This is a genomic window from Hyphomonas adhaerens MHS-3 (assembly GCF_000685235.1).
Lineage (GTDB): Bacteria > Pseudomonadota > Alphaproteobacteria > Caulobacterales > Hyphomonadaceae > Hyphomonas > Hyphomonas adhaerens.
Map to the genome: position 1 here is coordinate 414,447 of NZ_ARYH01000001.1, position 16,290 is coordinate 430,736.

The window sequence follows — 16,290 nt, forward strand, 5'->3', positions numbered from 1 at the left end:
CTCAGAACGAAACCTCCACCCCCATCAGGAATTCGAACGGCTTGCCGGGCCGGAGGCCTGCCGGATCGATCGACGCGACATAGACCTCGTCGAACAGGTTCTCGGCCTTGGCCCGCACGCGGATGCGGTCGGTCAGGTCCACCCAGACAGCCATGTCGGCCACCCAGCGCGCCTCGATCCGTTCGCGTTCCGGAATGCTGCCCTGCCCGGCGCGCGCGCGCGCATCGGAGACATAGTTGCCGGAGAGGCTCGCGCCCCAGCGGCCGGTTTCCAGACCGGCGCTCAGCGTCAGCTGCTGGTCGGCGATGTAAGGCAGTTCGTCCCCGGCAGCGACATTGCCCCAGGGCTCATAGTCGCTCTCGAAGCTCGTCTGGAATTCGGCATCAGTCAGCGTGTAGACGAGGCTCAGCGGAATGGAGAGATCCGTCTCCAGAGCGGAGCCCGCGTCCCAGCTGGCGGTGACTTCGAGGCCCTGCACATCGACGTCGCCGCCATTGAACTGGTCGCCCACTGCACAGCCGCCGCCGGACGAGGCCGTGCACGTGCCGAGCAGGTTCGAATAGTCGTTGAAATAGGCAATCGCTTCCAGCTCGAAGCCGCCGCGCGAATAACGCCCGCCGGCTTCCCAGTTGACGCTTTCCTCGACATCGGCGTCCGTCGTGCCGGGGCTGGCGATCGCGAAGCCGCGATGCACGCCGGCCAGCAGCGTCGTCGTCTCGCTAAGCTCGTAAAGCGCGCTGAGGCCGGGCACGACCACCGTATCGGACAACTCCCTTACCCGGCTCGGCCCGGCCGCTCGGGCCGGGTCGCTGGTGGCATAGTCTTCCCGTGTCAGCTTGTAATCCTCGAACCGCGCGCCGCCGGTGACCGAGAGCCGGCCAATCGTGAACTTGTCCTGCACGAACAGTGCGAGCGCCTCTCCGGAAGAGATGCGGTTCGCCTGGCTGCCGGCTGCCCCGGCGGCCGTGAGAACCAGCTGCCCGCCGTCGAGGCGATAGGCGTCTTCCTCCTGGAACCGGTCTTCCTCATCCTGGTGGATACGCGCCCCGATGGTCAGGTCGTGGTCAATGCCGCCAAATGCGGTCTTCCAGTTGAGGACGGACTGGACGCCTTCGCTGTAATAGGCGCGCCGGTTGGCGCGGTAGACGATGGAATTGTCGAGGCTGGCGGTGCCCACGGCGAGATCATATTCGGCGGCATAGGTCACCGGATCGGCCAGCACGCTGGAGATGGACACATCCCCGCTCGCCCCGGTGCCGCCTGAATTGATGCCCTGCAGCTTGTACCAGTTGCGGGCGAAATCGTGATGATAGGCAATCGTCGTCAGGCTGAGGTCCGGCGACAGGTCGATCCGGTGGGTCAGCTGGAACAGCTCGTTCTCGCCATTGAACTGGTCATCCGTACTCGCATCATAGCGCCGGTAAGGGTCTGCCCGGAAATCGTCCAGCGTCAGGCCGAGATAGGTCTCGTTCGAGGTCTCTTCCCGCGTCTGGTATTTCAGCTCCACGCTCTGCGGCATGGCCCCGCCGGCCTTGTAGGCGCCGAGCTTCACGACAAGATCGTCGGCGTCGAAGCCGGTCGGGCCGCCATTGTCCAGCCGCTTGAAACCGTCCGTCTCGTCGGTGAACACTTCGACGAGCCCGCCCAGCTGCCAGCCCGCCGCGGCATCCGCCTTGCCGCCCAGCCAGAGGTGCGCACGCTGGCGGTCATTGGTGCCGAACATCACCTGGCCATAGCCCTGCTGGTCATCCGGCACGGGCGTGGAGAACATGTTGATCGCCCCGCCCGTGGTGCGCGGGCCGTAGAGGATGGCCGCCGGCCCCTTGGTCACTTCGATGGCGCTCATCCGGGCGATGGTCGGGAAGTAATAGGCGGACGGCGAGGCATAAGGCGCCGGCGAGATCGGCACGCCATCCTCCATCAGCGCCACGCGCGAGGAGCGATCGGACCCTGAGCCCCGCAGGCCGATATTCGGGCGCAGGCCATAGCCATCCTCTTCCTGGATGTTGACGCCCGGCACGGCGCGCAGGATGCGCAGCACGTCGCTCTGCGCCTGCACCGACAGGTCTGCGTCGGTCAGGAAGGACACCGAGCCCGCCACGTCCTGCGCCGCTTCGGACGATCCTGTGACCACAACAGTCGACAACAGGCGATAGCGGTCGTCCCCTTCTGCTGCGTCAGGTGATTCCGCCCCGGCCGAAAGCGCCAGCGCCGCCGCCGACGCCATCAGGAAACTGCTCTTGTTACGGCTCACGCTGCCCTCGCTCCGTTTATTTTCTATACAGGTCGCGGCTGTTTATTGGAGCAAGATTGAGAATGCAAGTGCGACCTATTTGCAAAAATTCCGCAAAGTGCACGACTTCCTCCAGCAACCTGCCACGGCCGGACCGTCAGGCTGAACAGACGGCATTCAGCGCTGTACCGGATATGGCTGCGCGACCTGAACGGGGAAGCCGGGAGGGGGCGATCACCCGCCCAGCGGCTTCATGTAGGTGGCGAGGTCGAAATAGTCGCGCCAGGCGGCGATCTTGCCATCTTTCATTTCGAAAACCCCACAACAAGGCAGGTCGATCTGCTTGCCATGCGCGACGGTCCGGTCGAGGCGTTCGGCGATCACCCTGTCCCCGGCAGACATCAGTGTGAGGACATCCCAGGTCGTCTCGCTCCATCCATTGATGAACGTGCCGATAAACTTGCGCAGCGCCGCGTGCCCCTGCACCGGCTCCGTCGGCATGTTGTGATAGATGCCGTCCTCGGCAAAGAAGCCCACCAGCTCCTCCACATCCAGCCGCGACCAGGCCGCGATAAACTCCCGGATCACCTGTTCATTGCTCATGGCGTGCCTCCCTGTTTTTTATGGCTGTAAAATCGCCCAATGATTGATCGTACATCATACCCGCCCCGGTGGCACGCACCAGCTGGCCGAGGCCGCCTTTGCCGCACGTCAATAGGCTGGCGCCTGCGCGACATGCCGCCTCCCCCTGATCGCTAACACCCGAGCTCAGAGCCCGGAAGAAGATGAGAGTGCATTGAAATTAACCAGAAATGGAATACCAATAACTCGTTTAATCATCGCCAAATCATTGGATCAGCTATGGCGCAGTCTAAGCCGCATACAACCAGAACTCTCGGACCGATTCATTTTGAAGATCTGGAGCCACATCGTTTTGAAGATCTCATACGCCAGCTAATATATGACTTCAAAACATGGCATTCCATAGAAGCGACTGGCCGTTCAGGATCCGATGATGGCTTCGACGCCAGAGCGTTTGAAACAAGCCAACGCCCTACTTTGGATGTAAACGACGAGGCCGAAACTGAACCAACTAACGAAGTCGCCGGCAACCAGTGGATGATCCAATGTAAAAGAGAAAGCCGCATAGGACCTGCAGCGTTAAAAAAAATCGTTGCCGACGTGGACCTACTAAACCCTCCGTATGGATACATACTCGCAGCGCCAACGAACTTTTCAAAAAAGTCTTATGATGCTTTTCGCGAACTCCTTCGAGAAAAAGGAGTAATGGAATTTCATCTTTGGGGAAAAGCAGAACTGGAAGACATGCTATTCCAACCAAAGAATGACCGAATTTTATTCGCTTTCTTCGGCATTTCACTCGCGGTTAGAAAGCGCTCGCGCACCTCGGAAGTTCGCTCCATCGTTTCGGTCAAGAACCGCCTCTACAAAGTGTTAGATTCTGGCCCACAAGGGTCATTCTCGCGCGGCCTGCTGTTACGAGACATCAATGACAAGAATTACCCCGACGAAAGCGCCTATTTGGACTTTGAACACATCCCAAGATGGGTCCACCGCACCGCGAAGCACTTCGAGCCCACCGGATTGGTGATCCACTACAGGACATACCTTGCTTTTGTAGATCCGGGAAAAAAGGAATGGGACTACACGACGCTCGTCGACCTAGCGCATCCTCCCGAAGACTTCGCTTCTCGAGAAGCTTGGAAAATTCAGTCAAACAAAGCATCGGACTGCATGTTTGGCCAACCCCGGTTTCGACAAGGTAGGCTCCAATGTTACGGGTTACTCCAATTCTCAAATATTCTCCTGATCGACCCAGAAGGTGACTCATTGTTTCCAATACCACACATATATTCCGACTTCGGACCTAATGGTCCGTACTCCGAATCGTTTGCTCGATTGTATGTGCACAACCATGAGATCGATTGGGGCAACGAATGGACACGAATAAAGTTCTTTCCGGAAAAAATGCCGGAAGAAGAACGCAAATCAGAACGCCCGAAGAAAAAATTACTTAAGGCAAATCGCTCGGCATTTCAGGACGATAGAGGCAGGAGAAAACACTTCAATGTGTTGTATTTTGAACTGGACACTTCACCTAATCTGAAAGCTGGGTCGGTTCATGAGCTGGAGAAGTGGTCTGAAGGAGATGATCGAACATTCATTCGTATCACTCACGCTGGAATCCATAAGTTTGGACTGTACACAAAATTGCTACGGGACGAGTGGGCAGAGCTAGAAAATGCAGAGCAGCAGTTAAATAGAATGCCGGAAGCTGATGAAAAAATTTTCGTCGTTGAGTTTGAATTTGCCTATCCTCATCAGTGGGACAGTAGTGAAGATTGACACCTATGGTTCCATTCTCGATCTCAGCATCAACCGACCATTCCCTTGCACATGACCTGGACTGAGATCGCGGGCTTTGTCACGGGCGCGCTTTGCGTGTGGCTGGTGGTGAAGCGGAATATCGGGAATTTTCCGGTCGGAATCGCAAATTTGTATTTTATTCTTTGTACTGCTCATCTAGGTGCTGGACCCGCCTCCCCCGCCAAAATCGCGGCCAGCCCTTCGCGGTAGGTGGGGTATTGGGGGCGCCAGTTCAGCGCCGCCTTGGTGCGGGCGTTGGAGATGCGTTTGCACTCGGCATAGAAGCTGCGGGCCATGGGGCTGAGGTCTGCGTCCTCGAACGGCAAATCCGGCGGCGGGTCCATGCCGAGCAGGTCCGCGGCGTGGGCAATCACATCCTGCGGCGGGGCGGGTTCGTCGTCGCAGAGATGGAACACGCCCCCTGCCCGCGCGGCGGCTTCCGGGCGCTGGTGCAGGGCCAGCAGGCCGCTCGCGATATCGTCCACATGCACGCGGGAGAAGACCTGCCCCGGCTTCACGATGCGCCGGGCCGTGCCCTCCCTCAGCCGGTCGAAGGCAGAGCGGCCGGGGCCATAGATGCCCGGCAGGCGCACGATGCTCACGCGGCCGCCGGTCGCCGCGCGCCACTGGTCTTCGGCGAGGGCCCGGGCTTTGGCGCGGCGGCTCTGCGGGTGGGTCGCGCTCCACTCGAATGCCCAGCCGCCGGCCAGGTCTCCATAGACGCCGGTGGTCGACAAATAGGTCACGCGGAGATCATGGCTTAGTCCGGTATGATCATGGTCCGGTCCGGTATCGTCATGGCCGGGTCCGGTATGCACATGGCGTAATACGGGGCAGCCATGCGCATCGGGCGGGATCGTCACCAGAAGGCATGCCTTATCGGGCAGCTGGAGCGGGCTGTCGCCATCCCAGACGCGGGCGTCGATGCCGCTGGCCCGCAGCGCCTCCGCCTTGGCCTCGCTGCGCACCGTGCCGGCCACCGGCCCCGGCCAGATCCGCGCCAGATGTGTGGCACTATAGCCAAGCCCGGCGACAAAAAGCAGAGATGGCTGAACTGTCATTTGCCTCGCCCGAGCCCATTGTATCTATGGGGTTTGTTACAGGTTCCGGAGTGTCCGATCCATGCCCCTTCTCACCGCTGCCGCCGTTTCGCTCGTCCTGCTGCAATCGGCCGGAGAGCGTATCGCAGCTGAGGAACAGGCCCGGCTGGAGGCCTGCCTCGCCAAGATCGAGACCGATCCGGACGACGCCTATGAAGACGGCCTCGCCTGGCTTTATCAGGGCAACCGCCCCGGCGCGCGCCAGTGCACGGCCATGGCGCTGATCGCCCTCGGGCATCAGGCGGAAGGCGCGGAACGGCTGAAAAACCTCGCAAATTCAACGGATGGCGGCACGCTGGCGCAGCGCGCGGCCTATCTCTCGCAGGCCGGAAATGCGTGGATCGAGGCCGATGACCCGGACTCCGCCCTGCAGGCGTTCGACGGCGCCCTGAAGATCGCGCCCGATGCGCCGGAACTGCTGCTGGACCGGGCGTCGGCCCACATGCTGCTGGAGAATTTCGACAAAGCCATCGAAGATCTCGACGCCGTCCTGCTGCGCGTGCCGGACCATGCCGAAGCCTACCAGATGCGTGGCGCCGCCTGGCTCGCCAGGGGCGATCCGGACAAGGCCATGCTGGACGTGAACGCGGCCCTGGAGGCCAATCCGGAAGACATCAACACGCTGGTCCTGCGCGGCCAGGTGCGCGAAGCGTTGCGCCTGCAGGCCGACGCCGGCGGGCCGATTGAACGGATCGAAACCGACTAGGCGTCAGCCCACGCGCTGGCCGTTTTCATCGATCAGCAATTCCCCGTCTTCCTTGCGGAACGGGCCCGGTGGCAGCGTTTCCAGCAGGTCCAGCACCGCCTCGCTCGGCCGGCACAGGCGCACGCCTTTCGGGCCGCAGACGATGGGCCGGTTCACGAGAACCGGGTGTTCCAGCATTGCCTCAAGGATCACCTCATCGCTGACACCGGGCTCCAGCAGGCCAAGCTCTTTGGCCGGTGATTTCGTTTCGCGGAGGGCGCTACGTGGCGTCAGGCCGGCGGCGGCGAACAGGCCCAGCAGCTGCGGGCGGGTCCAGCCTTCCTTGAGATATTCGATCACGACAGGCACCTCGCCGCCCGCCTCAATAGTGGCCAGCACGTTCCGGGACGTGCCACAGTCCGGATTGTGATGGATGACAATCATGGTGCGGCCGCCTCCTCTTCTGCGGGCCCGAAAGCGGATCGCGTCCGGTTGGCGAACGCGACGAGCGACAGCATCACTGGCACTTCGACCAGAACGCCGACCACCGTCGCCAATGCGGCGCCGGAATTCAGGCCAAACAGGCTGATCGCGACGGCCACCGCCAGTTCAAAGAAATTGGAGGTCCCGATCAGGGCGCAAGGCGCGGCGATCCGGTGGGGCACTTTCCACATCCAGGCCGCCGCATAGGCCAGCGCGAAGATACCGTAGGACTGGATCAGGATCGGCACGGCGATCAACGCGATGACCGCCGGTTGCGCCAGGATGGTCCCGCTCTGGAAGCCGAACAACAGGACGACGGTGGCCAGCAATCCGATCACGGAGAGCGGCTTGATCCGGTGCGTGAAGCCCGTCACGGCCGCTTCCCCGCCCTGATGGGACAGGGCATTGCGCGCAAGAACACCGGCGATCAGCGGAATGACAACATAGAGCCCCACCGACAGCAGCAGCGTTTCCCACGGGACGCTGATCTCGGTCACCCCCAGCAGGAAGGCGACAATCGGCGCGAAGGCGAACACCATGATCGCGTCGTTCACACTGACCTGCACGAGCGTGTAGTTCGGATCCCCGCGTGTCAGCTGCGACCAGACGAAAACCATGGCCGTGCAAGGTGCCGCGCCCAGCAGGATCAGGCCTGCAAGATAGCCCTCTGCGTCTGCCGCCGGGATCAGGCCGGCAAAGACATGGCGGAAGAACAGGACGCCCAGCATGGCCATGGTGAAGGGCTTGATCAGCCAGTTCACAACCAGCGTGATGATCAGGCCTTTCGGCCGTTCGCCAACCCGGCGCATGGCCGAGAAGTCGATCCCGATCATCATGGGCCAGACCATCGCCCAGATCAGGACCGCGACGGCGAAATTCACATTCGCATATTCAAGGGCCGCCAGCGCGGAGAATGCACCAGGGACAAACGCCCCCAGTCCGATCCCGGCCAGAATGCAAAGCCCGACCCAGACCGACAGGTATTTCTCAAACGCCCCCATCAGATCAGCCGCAACAGCCGGAGTTTTGCGGTTCTGCGGCCGCTGGCGTGCAACACGCGCCTTTCACGGCCATACCGGTCGGCGTCGAGGCCAGCCGTCCGTCATTCAGTTCCGGACCGCCGCCATAGACGGCGCTGTCACCGGTCGTGTGAAACACTTCCCACGGCACGCCGGCCGGATCGGAAACCCAGCTCTTTTCGGATTGGGCGTAGCAGCAGACCGTCTCCCCTTCTTCGAGGACGGGCGCATCTGCCTGCTTCAGGCGGTCGTAAACTTCGGCGAGCTCACCGGAATCCTCCGCCTGAATGCCAAGATGCTCGACACCCGGCGCCGCGCCGCGGGCACTGATGGCGAGGTTCACTCGTGGATCGTCCAGCATCCACTTTGCGTAGTCATCCTTCAGCACGCTCGGCGGTGCGTCGAACAGAGTGGAGTAGAAGTCGATCGAGCGCTGGAGGTTATCCACGGCGATGTGAACATGCAGGCGTTTCATGGGGCGTCCTTTCCAGTGAACTTCAGCAGCAGGCCGATTGCGCGGCCGCCATGATGGGGCTGCAAACCTCTTCACGGCCCTGACAGCAGTCTTCCATCAGGAACACGATCAGTCCACTGATGGCGTCGTAGTTTGCCGTATAGATGATGGAGCGCCCCTGCCGGTTGCCTTCAACGAGGCCCGCATTCGACAGAATGTTGAGCTGGGATGACAGCGTGTTCGGCGGCACACCAAGCGCCGCCGCGATATCCCCGGCGGGCAGGCCGTCATGCCCAGCTTTCACCAGAAGACGGAACACAGCCAGCCGGTTTTCCTGAGCGAGCGCGGACAATTGCGAGAGGGCGTTTTTTGATTCCATATTTCCACGATAATGGAATTATAGAATTCGTCAACACCCTCCCGATCGGGCGCCGACTTCTTGATTTTTAGCGGTAGCGCGTTTGCAGCATCGCCCAGACGGCGCGCAGGCCACAGGCAGCCGCGCCTTCCGGACGGCCATATTTGCCTTTGCGCCAGGCCCAGACATCGAAATGCGCCCAGCTCTTCGCATCGACGAATTGTTTCAGGAACAATGCAGCGGTGATGGAACCACCGAAGCCACCGCCGGAATTCACAAGGTCCGCAATCGGGCTCTTCAGGTCCGCCAGGTACGGATCCCACATTGGCATACGCCAGACCGGATCCCCGGACTCTGCCGAGCCGGCAAGGACGTCCGCCACCAGTTGATCGTCATCGGAATAGACCGGCGCAAGATCCGCCCCGAGCGCGACGCGGGCCGCGCCCGTGAGCGTTGCAAAGTCGAGCAACAGATCCGGATCGCATTCCGACGCGCGCGTCAGCGCATCGGCCAGGATCAGCCGGCCCTCCGCATCGGTATTATCGATCTCCACCGTCAGCCCCTTGCGGGACGACAGGATATCGCCCGGCCGGAAAGCATCGCCGCTAATGGCGTTTTCCACTGTCGGGACGTACAGCTTCAGGTGCACCGGCAGGTTCGTGGCCATGACCAGACGTGCGAGCGCGATGACGTGAGCAGAGCCCCCCATATCCTTCTTCATGATCCGCATGCCGCTGCCCGGCTTGATGTCCAGACCGCCGGAATCGAAGGTCACGCCCTTGCCGACGAGGGCCAGCTGCGGCTTTGACGTATCGCCCCATTCCAGTTCCAGGAAACGCGGTGCGGCGGCTGCGGCCCGGCCCACGGCATGGACCATGGGGTAATTCTGTTCCAGCAGGTCATCGCCCACGATGGCCGTCAGTTTTGCCCCGAATTCTTCGGCGAGATTTGCAACGACGTCCTGAATGCCTGCCGGGGTCATGTCACCGGCCGGTGTATTCACGAGGTCCCGCAGAAGCGCGATTGAGTCAGCTTCCGCCGAAAGCGCCTCACCCGCGTCCCCTTCCGGGATCGCCAGTTGCGGCGGGCTGGACTTGTCCTTCAGATACCGGTCGAACCGGTAGGCCCCGTCTGCCCAGCCAGCCGCGATGGATGCGACGGACAGGCCGCCATCGGCCGCGACCTTGTACACGCCTTCAGGCAGCTTCCCGGACAGGGCCGCGACGGCCAGCGCGTCCTCGCCATCGCCGATTCCCCCCAGCACATGCGCCACTCCGCCATCCGTGCCCGGCACCAGCGCCATCTGCCCTGCCCCGCCAGTGAAGCCCTGCGCTTTCGCAATGGCGCGGGCGGAAGGGAACGGATCGTTCTCGAGCGATTTGAAGGCGTCAGACGTATACAGCCAGACGCTGACGGCGGCATCGGCACCGGTGGTGAAACTCTTGTGCATGAAAATGGCCTCGTACGGGCAAGTGTTAATGGAGTCTGCGCTGGCGTTAACCCATCCTTGACGCCCACAGGTCCAGACTCACGCGGGAATGACCCTGATTCAAACCCGGAGCGGTCCCATGTCCAGAGCCAAAACCTCGCTGGCTGCACTTGCTGTCGCCCTGGCCGGTATAACGGCCTGCGCTTCAACGCCCGATCCGGATGCCCAGGCCGCCGCGGAGCTGCAGGCCGCCATGGTGGAAGCGATGAAGCCCGCAACGCCGGAAGAAATCGAGGCCGCCAATAATTCAGACCCGCTGACCAAGGCTAATTTCTGGTCGAAGGAATACGCCAAGGATGCCGAAAATCTGGACAATGCGCTGACCTTCGCCAATGCCCTGCGTGGCATCGGCTCCACGGAAAGAGCCATTGAAGTGCTGTCCGAGGTGCTGGTCATTTATCCGGGCGAACCGCGCATCCTGATGCCGCTTGGCCGGGCACTCGCCGTAAATGGTAATCAATTGGGCGCAGCGCGTGCGTTCGAACAGGTGGCCGTGGCCGATCCCGGACGTGCCGAAGCCTGGGCAGCGCTCGGCACCGCCCTGGACCAGCTTGAAAACCATCAAGGCGCGCAGGCCGCCTATGACAAGGCCTTGGCGATCGAGCCGGAGCGCGCCTCAACGCTCGCCAATTACGGCCTCTCCCTCGCATTGACGGGTGACCTGACCGGCGCTGAAGGAAAACTCCGCCAGGCTGCCTCCACGGCCCCTGGCGATATTCGCATCCGCGAAAATCTGGCGCTGGTGCTGGGCCTTCAGGGCCGGTTTGACGAGATGCAGAAAACCAGTGCCGGCTATGCGCCGGACGCGGTGGTCGAACAGAATGTCGAACTCTTGAAGGACATGATCCAGTCCGCCCCCGCCCCGGAAGCGTCACGGGAAAAGACCGCGATACAGGCCGCTGCTTCCGAACCGGAAAAAGCCGCGCCCCCGGCTGAATCAACAGGTCTGCGCCTGCGCCGCAGCGGCGGCTGAAGTATCAGACCTTGAAACCGGCTGCCTGATCAGCCCAGGACGCGAACCTCTACGCGCGGATCATTGCCCATCATGTCACTGGCGTCAGCCCGGCGTTCATTGCCACGGCGCTCCTGCGTGAGCGCGGGTGCGTCGTCATTCTTGCCCTGCATTTTCTGGTACTTGATGTAAGCCGGACCGAGAACGACCAGGAACAGGACCGGCAGGAAGAAGACGATCATCGGCACCGTCAGCTTTGCGGGCAGCGCGGCCGCCTTCTTCTCCGCTTCGGACATGCGCATATCGCGATTTTCCTTGGCCATCACCCGAAGCGCATCGCCCAGTGGCGTCCCGTAGCGTTCAGCCTGGCCCAGCGCCATACAGACGGCTTTGACGCCTTCGTGCCCGGTCCGATTGGCAAGGTTTTCATACGCCATGCGGCGTTCCGGGAGATAGGACAGTTCCGCAACGGTGAGGGCAAATTCCTCGGCCAGTTCGGGAGACGCAGATCCGATTTCCTGACTGACCTTGTGAAACCCGAGCTCGATCGACATGCCGGCTTCGACACAAATCAGCAGCATGTCGAGGGCATCAGGAAAGGCCCGCATGAGAGAATGCTGCCGCTTTTGCGCCAGATTGGAGACGTACATGTTCGGCGCGTAGAAGCCAGCCGCGGCCCCAAACAGGATGGAACCGTACTTCATCATGGGCTGCATGCCATGATCGTTGACAAAAAACACATACACGAACACGAGCAGCATCCCCACGAAGGGCAGCGTCATCCGGGCAAAGTAGAATGCGGATACCGGTCCGGGACCCCGCATGCCGGCCTTGTTCAGCGTGTCCTGAAGGTTCGGGTCTTCCAGGGCTTTGGCAAGATTGAGGCGCGAGGAAATATTCCCGATTGTGGAGTCGTCCTTGCGGCGCAAACCCTTCTTGTGTTCGAGCGCTGCGCGGTTTTGCTTGCGCAATTTCTCCCGCTGCATCGAAACCGATTTTAGACGCGTTTCAAGCTTGTTGCCCTGCAGGTAGGGCATGAACATGGTGACCATCGTGCCAAACACGGCAACCGCGACCAGCAGGGATGCCAGCGCTTCAGGCTTCGCCAGGGAAAGGAGAATCTCGTACACTGCGTCCGCCTAGATATCGAAGTTGATCATCTTCTTCATTGTCATGATGCCCGTGAACATCAGGGTCGAGCCTGCTGCCAGGATGACGTGCCCGGTCTCGTTCCGGAACAGCTCCATGATGTATTCAGGCGTCGTCAGAAAGACGAGCAGGCCGACGGCGAAAGGCAGAGAACCAATGATCATCCCTGACGCTTTGGCTTCCGAAGACATCGCCTTGATCTTTTCTCGCATCATTTTGCGTGAACGGATCACGGTGGACAGGTTACCCAGCGCCTCCGACAGGTTACCGCCTGCCTTGGCCTGGATCAGCAGCACAATCATGAAAAAGTTCACTTCCTGCAGCGGAACGCGCCGGTACAACAGGTTGAGCGATCGCTCAGTCCCCGCCCCCATCGCCAGATTGTCTGCAAGCGTAGCAAACTCTGTCCGAAGAGGCTCCGAGCTCTCCTTCGAAATAATCCGGATACACTCATTCAACGGCAGGCCGGACTTCACACCGCGCACAATGATATCCAGCGCATCTGCGAACTGGTTGAGCATCTTCTTGTGGCGGCTCTTGATCATGACGTTAAGGATGAATCGCGGCAAGCCGAATGCGCCACCAAAGAATGCCCCGGCCACAAGCACGGGTCGACTGTGCAAGGAGATGCCTGAAATGGTCAGCCCCTCGAAGCCTGACAGGAACAGCAGCGCGGCACATACGAGGCCCAGCAGTACGGAAAACATCCAGAACGCAGACAGAGGGATGTCGAGACCGGCCTGAACCAGCTTGGCCTTGATCGTCTGGGCCCGGCTCGTCTTCCGGCGCGCTTCGCCTTGCTTACGCAGCGAATCGAGCATTTCCTGAGTCTTGGCGCGGCGTTTGGCCGAGTCGTCCAAGACCTTTGCCGCCCGCCCCTTCCCGGCCACGGTTGCGCCCGCACCGATTGCCCGGGCGCGCTTGCGCGCAGCATCCTTGTCACCGCTGGAAAACGCGAACCCGATTCCGGCGATCGCCAGAAATGCCAGCGTTGCAATTGCGATGGTCAGCAGGTTCTGGTCCATGGTCAGCCTCCCAGCTCATCAAGCGCTGCGGCAAGCTCGCGCTCGAGATTGTAGTAGGAGGCCCGGTCCCAGAAGCGTGGCCGGCCAATACCTGTACCGCGGTGCTTGCCCAGGACGCGGCCGTTTTCATCTTCGCCGTCGATTTCGTATTTCAACACGTCCTGCAGCACGATCGTATCGCCTTCGAGACCGAGAACTTCGGTCACATTCATGATGCGGCGGGACCCATCCCGCAGACGGGAAGCCTGAACCACAACATCGATCGATCCAACGATCATCTCACGGATCGTTTTCGCAGGAAGCGAGAAGCCGCCCATTGTAATCATCGATTCCACACGGCTGAGGGCTTCGCGCGGGCTGTTGGCGTGGAGCGTTCCCATTGAGCCGTCGTGACCTGTGTTCATGGCCTGCAGGAGGTCGAATGCCTCCGGACCACGCACCTCGCCCACGATAATCCGTTCCGGACGCATACGCAGACAGTTCTTCACGAGATCACGCATGGTGATCTCGCCACTCCCCTCAATATTCGGAGGACGGGTCTCAAGCCGGACGACATGCGGCTGCTGAAGCTGGAGTTCGGCCGAGTCTTCGCAGGTAATAACGCGTTCGCCCGGCTCAATGAATCCGGTGAGACAGTTGAGCAATGTCGTCTTGCCCGAACCGGTACCGCCTGAAATCAGAACGTTGCAGCGCGAGTGACCGATGATCCGGAGCAGTTCTGCACCTGGCTCGCTGATCGAGCCAAAATTCACCAGGTCCTGAAGGCGTAGCTTGTCCTTCTTGAACTTACGAATGGTCAGGGTCGGCCCGTCGATCGCCAGTGGCGGTGCAATGACGTTCACACGGGAGCCATCCAGAAGACGCGCGTCACAGATGGGCGAGGAATCATCAACCCGGCGGCCGACCTGGCTCACGATCCGCTGACAGATGTTCATCAGCTGAGCGTTGTCACGAAAACGAATGTTCGTGCGTTCGATCTTGCCGTTGACCTCGATATAGGTCGTATCGGCACCATTGACCATGATATCGGCAATGTCGTCGCGCGCCAGAAGTGGCTCCAGCGGACCGTACCCCAGAACATCGTTACAGATGTCGTCAAGCAGCTGTTCCTGCTCTGACAGCGACATGACAACATTCTTGATGGAAATGATTTCGACGACGATGTCGCGGATTTCCTCGCGCGCACTTTCGGAGTCGAGCTGGGCCAGCTGCGACAGGTCAATCGTGTCGATCAGCGCGTTGAAGATTGTCGTCTTCGTTGCGTAGTATTGCTCAGACTGCTGTGAAACCTGGCGGACTTTCTCCTGCTTCGGCTCCGACGGTGCAGGCGCCGGCGGTGGTGGTGCCTTGGGTGCACCTTTCACGGCCACAGGTTTTGGCACAGGCGCCTTTGCTGCCACTTTGGGGCGCGGAGTTGCTGGCGCAGGCGCAGCCTTCGGCGCCGGCGCAGAGGCCGGTGCCGCTGGCGGTGTCGCAGAAGGTGAACGTTTCCCGAATGCCATCCGATTATCCCGCTTTGCCAGACCTTACTTGCCCAGCAGTTTCTTGATGAAGGATTTCTGCTGATCCGCGACCGCGCGCCCGGTCAGCAACGAAGCCATATGATCGATTGCCTGAGCTGAACGCGATGCCCCATCCGTCTCGGAAATCATTTGTCCATTGTTCGCCGCCGTCCCGAACAGTTCGGGCTCAAACGGCAGGATCACTTCCGGTTCGACACCGATGGCCGCGCCAAAGTCCTTCACCGGAATTTCCGGCCGCTTGGGAACGCCGGACATGTTGATGACCAGCCGGGGCGGATTGTCATTCGGACGCGCCGCTTTCAACTGGTCGATATAGTTCTTGCCGTTGCGCAGGGACGCCAGATCCGGCTGGCAGACGATGATCACCTCATCAGACGCAACCAGAGTGCGCTGAACCCAGCGGCTCCAGACATGTGGCAGGTCCAGCACCAGGAAGGGAACGTTCCGGCGGACGACCTCGATCACGGACAGATAGGAATCGTCCGGGATATCCATGATCTGGCTGATCGAAGCCGGCGCCGTGAACAGCGAAAGCCGGTCGCTCGCCTTGGCGAGAAGGCGTTCGATCACAGCGTCATCAGCCCGCTCCGGCTGAAGCAAAGCGTCGGCCACCGTTTGCGAAGGCTCCTGGTTGAAATCGAGGGCCGTGGTGCCGAATGACAGATCAAGATCGACAAGCGTCGTGTTGACCTTGGTGTTTTCTGCCATCGCCCAGGCCAGATTGTGCGCAAACGTGGAAGCCCCTACCCCGCCCTTTGCGCCGACCACCGAAATCTGCTTGCCGACAAAAGGCGCATCCGGGTCGGCGAACAGGCCGGAGATCGTCCGGAGGATCTGCAGAGGCTGGAATGGTGGCACCACATATTCACTGACACCACGCGCAACAAGCTGACGATAAAGTGAAATATCGTTGATCGCGCCGATCACCATAACCTTGACCGTCTCGTCGCAGTGCTCCGCCAGCTGATCTATCTCGGACAGCAATTGGGCCGATCGGGCGGAGGATTCGATGATGAGAAGATTGGGTGTCGGATTCGCACTCATATACTCAATGGCGCTGGCGATACCGCCACCATGTGCTTCGATCGTGGCACGGCCCATACGCCGGTCACGCTCGCACACTTCCATGAGCAAGCGCGTCTCATCCCGTTCATAGAAAACCTGAATGGAAATGGCCGGCAGCACAGAATCGCCGCCCAGCCCGTCTTCCGGCGCAGAGAAGACAGGTTGATCAAACTCAACCTCGCGCGCTGGCGTCTCCAGATCCACCATCACGGGTGCATCTTCTACATCATCGGCGATCGGGTCTTCCTTCGGAAGAACCAGGTCAGCCATTGGGTCATCGGCGAAGACGTCTTCGAAATCAGATTCGAAATCGGACTCGTGGAGCGGCTTTTCACTGGACATGGCTTTTCTATTCCTTGTCTTTCGC

16 protein-coding genes are annotated in these 16,290 nt (G+C 60.7%); 4 read left to right on the forward strand and 12 right to left on the reverse strand.

Annotation, left to right across the window (positions count from 1 at the left end):
• Window position 1: 1 nt before the first annotated feature.
• Together HAD_RS01985 and HAD_RS01990 are read right to left on the reverse strand one after the other, a co-directional pair.
• Complete coding sequence (locus HAD_RS01985) at window positions 2-2,254, reverse strand: TonB-dependent receptor family protein (protein WP_156942127.1); 2,253 nt, start codon at window positions 2,252-2,254, stop codon at window positions 2-4.
• Window positions 2,255-2,467: 213 nt separating this feature from the next.
• A complete protein-coding gene (locus HAD_RS01990; RefSeq protein WP_035569104.1) occupies window positions 2,468-2,836 on the reverse strand; it encodes a nuclear transport factor 2 family protein in 369 nt (122 codons plus the stop codon).
• 258 nt (window positions 2,837-3,094) lie between these two features.
• Here HAD_RS01990 and HAD_RS17715 point away from each other — a divergent pair, with 258 nt between their 5' ends.
• Window positions 3,095-4,600, forward strand: a complete 1,506-nt coding sequence (locus HAD_RS17715) for a PDDEXK family nuclease (RefSeq protein WP_156942128.1) — start codon at window positions 3,095-3,097, stop codon at window positions 4,598-4,600.
• A gap of 51 nt (window positions 4,601-4,651) precedes the next feature.
• On the forward strand, window positions 4,652-4,831 hold the full coding sequence (locus tag HAD_RS18840; RefSeq protein ID WP_156942129.1) for a nicotinamide mononucleotide transporter: 180 nt from the start codon (window positions 4,652-4,654) through the stop codon (window positions 4,829-4,831).
• Here HAD_RS18840 and HAD_RS02000 read toward each other — a convergent pair.
• Complete coding sequence (locus tag HAD_RS02000) at window positions 4,774-5,682, reverse strand: SDR family oxidoreductase (protein WP_035569107.1); 909 nt, start codon at window positions 5,680-5,682, stop codon at window positions 4,774-4,776. The two genes, HAD_RS18840 and HAD_RS02000, sit on opposite strands and share 58 nt — an antisense overlap.
• Window positions 5,683-5,743: 61 nt before the next feature.
• Between HAD_RS02000 and HAD_RS02005 the strand changes: the two genes are divergently transcribed.
• Window positions 5,744-6,427, forward strand: coding sequence for a tetratricopeptide repeat protein (locus HAD_RS02005; RefSeq protein ID WP_051595847.1), 684 nt, complete (start codon window positions 5,744-5,746; stop codon window positions 6,425-6,427).
• Between the two features lie 3 nt (window positions 6,428-6,430).
• On the opposite strand, the gene arsC is transcribed toward HAD_RS02005, so the two are convergent.
• The 5 genes from arsC to HAD_RS02030 all read right to left on the reverse strand — a co-directional run bounded on the left by arsC (window position 6,431) and on the right by HAD_RS02030 (window position 10,170).
• Window positions 6,431-6,850, reverse strand: a complete 420-nt coding sequence (gene arsC, locus HAD_RS02010; RefSeq protein WP_035569110.1) for an arsenate reductase (glutaredoxin) — start codon at window positions 6,848-6,850, stop codon at window positions 6,431-6,433.
• Window positions 6,847-7,890 carry an ACR3 family arsenite efflux transporter gene (arsB, locus tag HAD_RS02015; protein WP_035569113.1) on the reverse strand — a complete coding sequence of 348 codons (1,044 nt, stop codon included), beginning with the start codon at window positions 7,888-7,890 and terminating at the stop codon, window positions 6,847-6,849. Before arsB ends, arsC begins: the two co-directional genes overlap by 4 nt.
• A 4-nt stretch (window positions 7,891-7,894) precedes the next feature.
• Window positions 7,895-8,383, reverse strand: a complete 489-nt coding sequence (locus tag HAD_RS02020) for an ArsI/CadI family heavy metal resistance metalloenzyme (protein ID WP_035569116.1) — start codon at window positions 8,381-8,383, stop codon at window positions 7,895-7,897.
• Window positions 8,384-8,405: 22 nt separating this feature from the next.
• Window positions 8,406-8,741, reverse strand: a complete 336-nt coding sequence (locus HAD_RS02025; protein ID WP_035569118.1) for an ArsR/SmtB family transcription factor — start codon at window positions 8,739-8,741, stop codon at window positions 8,406-8,408.
• 67 nt (window positions 8,742-8,808) lie between these two features.
• The gene (locus tag HAD_RS02030) at window positions 8,809-10,170 is read right to left on the reverse strand and encodes a leucyl aminopeptidase family protein (RefSeq protein ID WP_035569121.1); all 1,362 of its coding nucleotides are present in this window, start codon (window positions 10,168-10,170) and stop codon (window positions 8,809-8,811) included.
• Between the two features lie 118 nt (window positions 10,171-10,288).
• Between HAD_RS02030 and HAD_RS17720 the strand changes: the two genes are divergently transcribed.
• Window positions 10,289-11,182: a tetratricopeptide repeat protein gene (locus HAD_RS17720; RefSeq protein WP_162177460.1), complete on the forward strand. Its 894-nt coding sequence runs from the start codon at window positions 10,289-10,291 to the stop codon at window positions 11,180-11,182.
• 29 nt (window positions 11,183-11,211) lie between these two features.
• Here HAD_RS17720 and HAD_RS02040 read toward each other — a convergent pair whose 3' ends face one another.
• Genes HAD_RS02040 through HAD_RS02055 form a run of 4 tightly spaced genes read right to left on the reverse strand, consistent with a single transcriptional unit; the run spans window position 11,212 to window position 16,265 of the window.
• Window positions 11,212-12,282: a type II secretion system F family protein gene (locus tag HAD_RS02040; RefSeq protein WP_422119982.1), complete on the reverse strand. Its 1,071-nt coding sequence runs from the start codon at window positions 12,280-12,282 to the stop codon at window positions 11,212-11,214.
• Between the two features lie 18 nt (window positions 12,283-12,300).
• On the reverse strand, window positions 12,301-13,335 hold the full coding sequence (locus HAD_RS02045) for a type II secretion system F family protein (protein ID WP_035569124.1): 1,035 nt from the start codon (window positions 13,333-13,335) through the stop codon (window positions 12,301-12,303).
• Window positions 13,336-13,337: 2 nt separating this feature from the next.
• Window positions 13,338-14,837, reverse strand: a complete 1,500-nt coding sequence (locus HAD_RS02050) for a TadA family conjugal transfer-associated ATPase (RefSeq protein ID WP_035569127.1) — start codon at window positions 14,835-14,837, stop codon at window positions 13,338-13,340.
• A 24-nt stretch (window positions 14,838-14,861) separates the two neighbouring features.
• Window positions 14,862-16,265, reverse strand: a complete 1,404-nt coding sequence (locus HAD_RS02055; RefSeq protein WP_035569130.1) for a CpaE/TadZ family protein — start codon at window positions 16,263-16,265, stop codon at window positions 14,862-14,864.
• Window positions 16,266-16,290 lie beyond the last annotated feature (25 nt).

Excerpts from the sequence above, each read along its gene's own strand:
- HAD_RS17720 (WP_162177460.1), top strand. The coding sequence starts at position 10,289 with ATGTCCAGAGCCAAAACCTCGCTGGCTGCACTTGCTGTCGCCCTGGCC.
- HAD_RS02045 (WP_035569124.1), bottom strand. The coding sequence starts at position 13,335 with ATGGACCAGAACCTGCTGACCATCGCAATTGCAACGCTGGCATTTCTG.
- HAD_RS02025 (WP_035569118.1), bottom strand. The coding sequence starts at position 8,741 with ATGGAATCAAAAAACGCCCTCTCGCAATTGTCCGCGCTCGCTCAGGAA.
- HAD_RS18840 (WP_156942129.1), top strand. The coding sequence starts at position 4,652 with ATGACCTGGACTGAGATCGCGGGCTTTGTCACGGGCGCGCTTTGCGTG.
- HAD_RS01990 (WP_035569104.1), bottom strand. The coding sequence starts at position 2,836 with ATGAGCAATGAACAGGTGATCCGGGAGTTTATCGCGGCCTGGTCGCGG.
- HAD_RS02055 (WP_035569130.1), bottom strand. The coding sequence starts at position 16,265 with ATGTCCAGTGAAAAGCCGCTCCACGAGTCCGATTTCGAATCTGATTTC.
- HAD_RS02050 (WP_035569127.1), bottom strand. The coding sequence starts at position 14,837 with ATGGCATTCGGGAAACGTTCACCTTCTGCGACACCGCCAGCGGCACCG.
- HAD_RS02020 (WP_035569116.1), bottom strand. The coding sequence starts at position 8,383 with ATGAAACGCCTGCATGTTCACATCGCCGTGGATAACCTCCAGCGCTCG.
- HAD_RS02030 (WP_035569121.1), bottom strand. The coding sequence starts at position 10,170 with ATGCACAAGAGTTTCACCACCGGTGCCGATGCCGCCGTCAGCGTCTGG.
- HAD_RS17715 (WP_156942128.1), top strand. The coding sequence starts at position 3,095 with ATGGCGCAGTCTAAGCCGCATACAACCAGAACTCTCGGACCGATTCAT.
- HAD_RS02005 (WP_051595847.1), top strand. The coding sequence starts at position 5,744 with ATGCCCCTTCTCACCGCTGCCGCCGTTTCGCTCGTCCTGCTGCAATCG.
- HAD_RS02000 (WP_035569107.1), bottom strand. The coding sequence starts at position 5,682 with ATGACAGTTCAGCCATCTCTGCTTTTTGTCGCCGGGCTTGGCTATAGT.
- arsC (WP_035569110.1), bottom strand. The coding sequence starts at position 6,850 with ATGATTGTCATCCATCACAATCCGGACTGTGGCACGTCCCGGAACGTG.
- arsB (WP_035569113.1), bottom strand. The coding sequence starts at position 7,890 with ATGGGGGCGTTTGAGAAATACCTGTCGGTCTGGGTCGGGCTTTGCATT.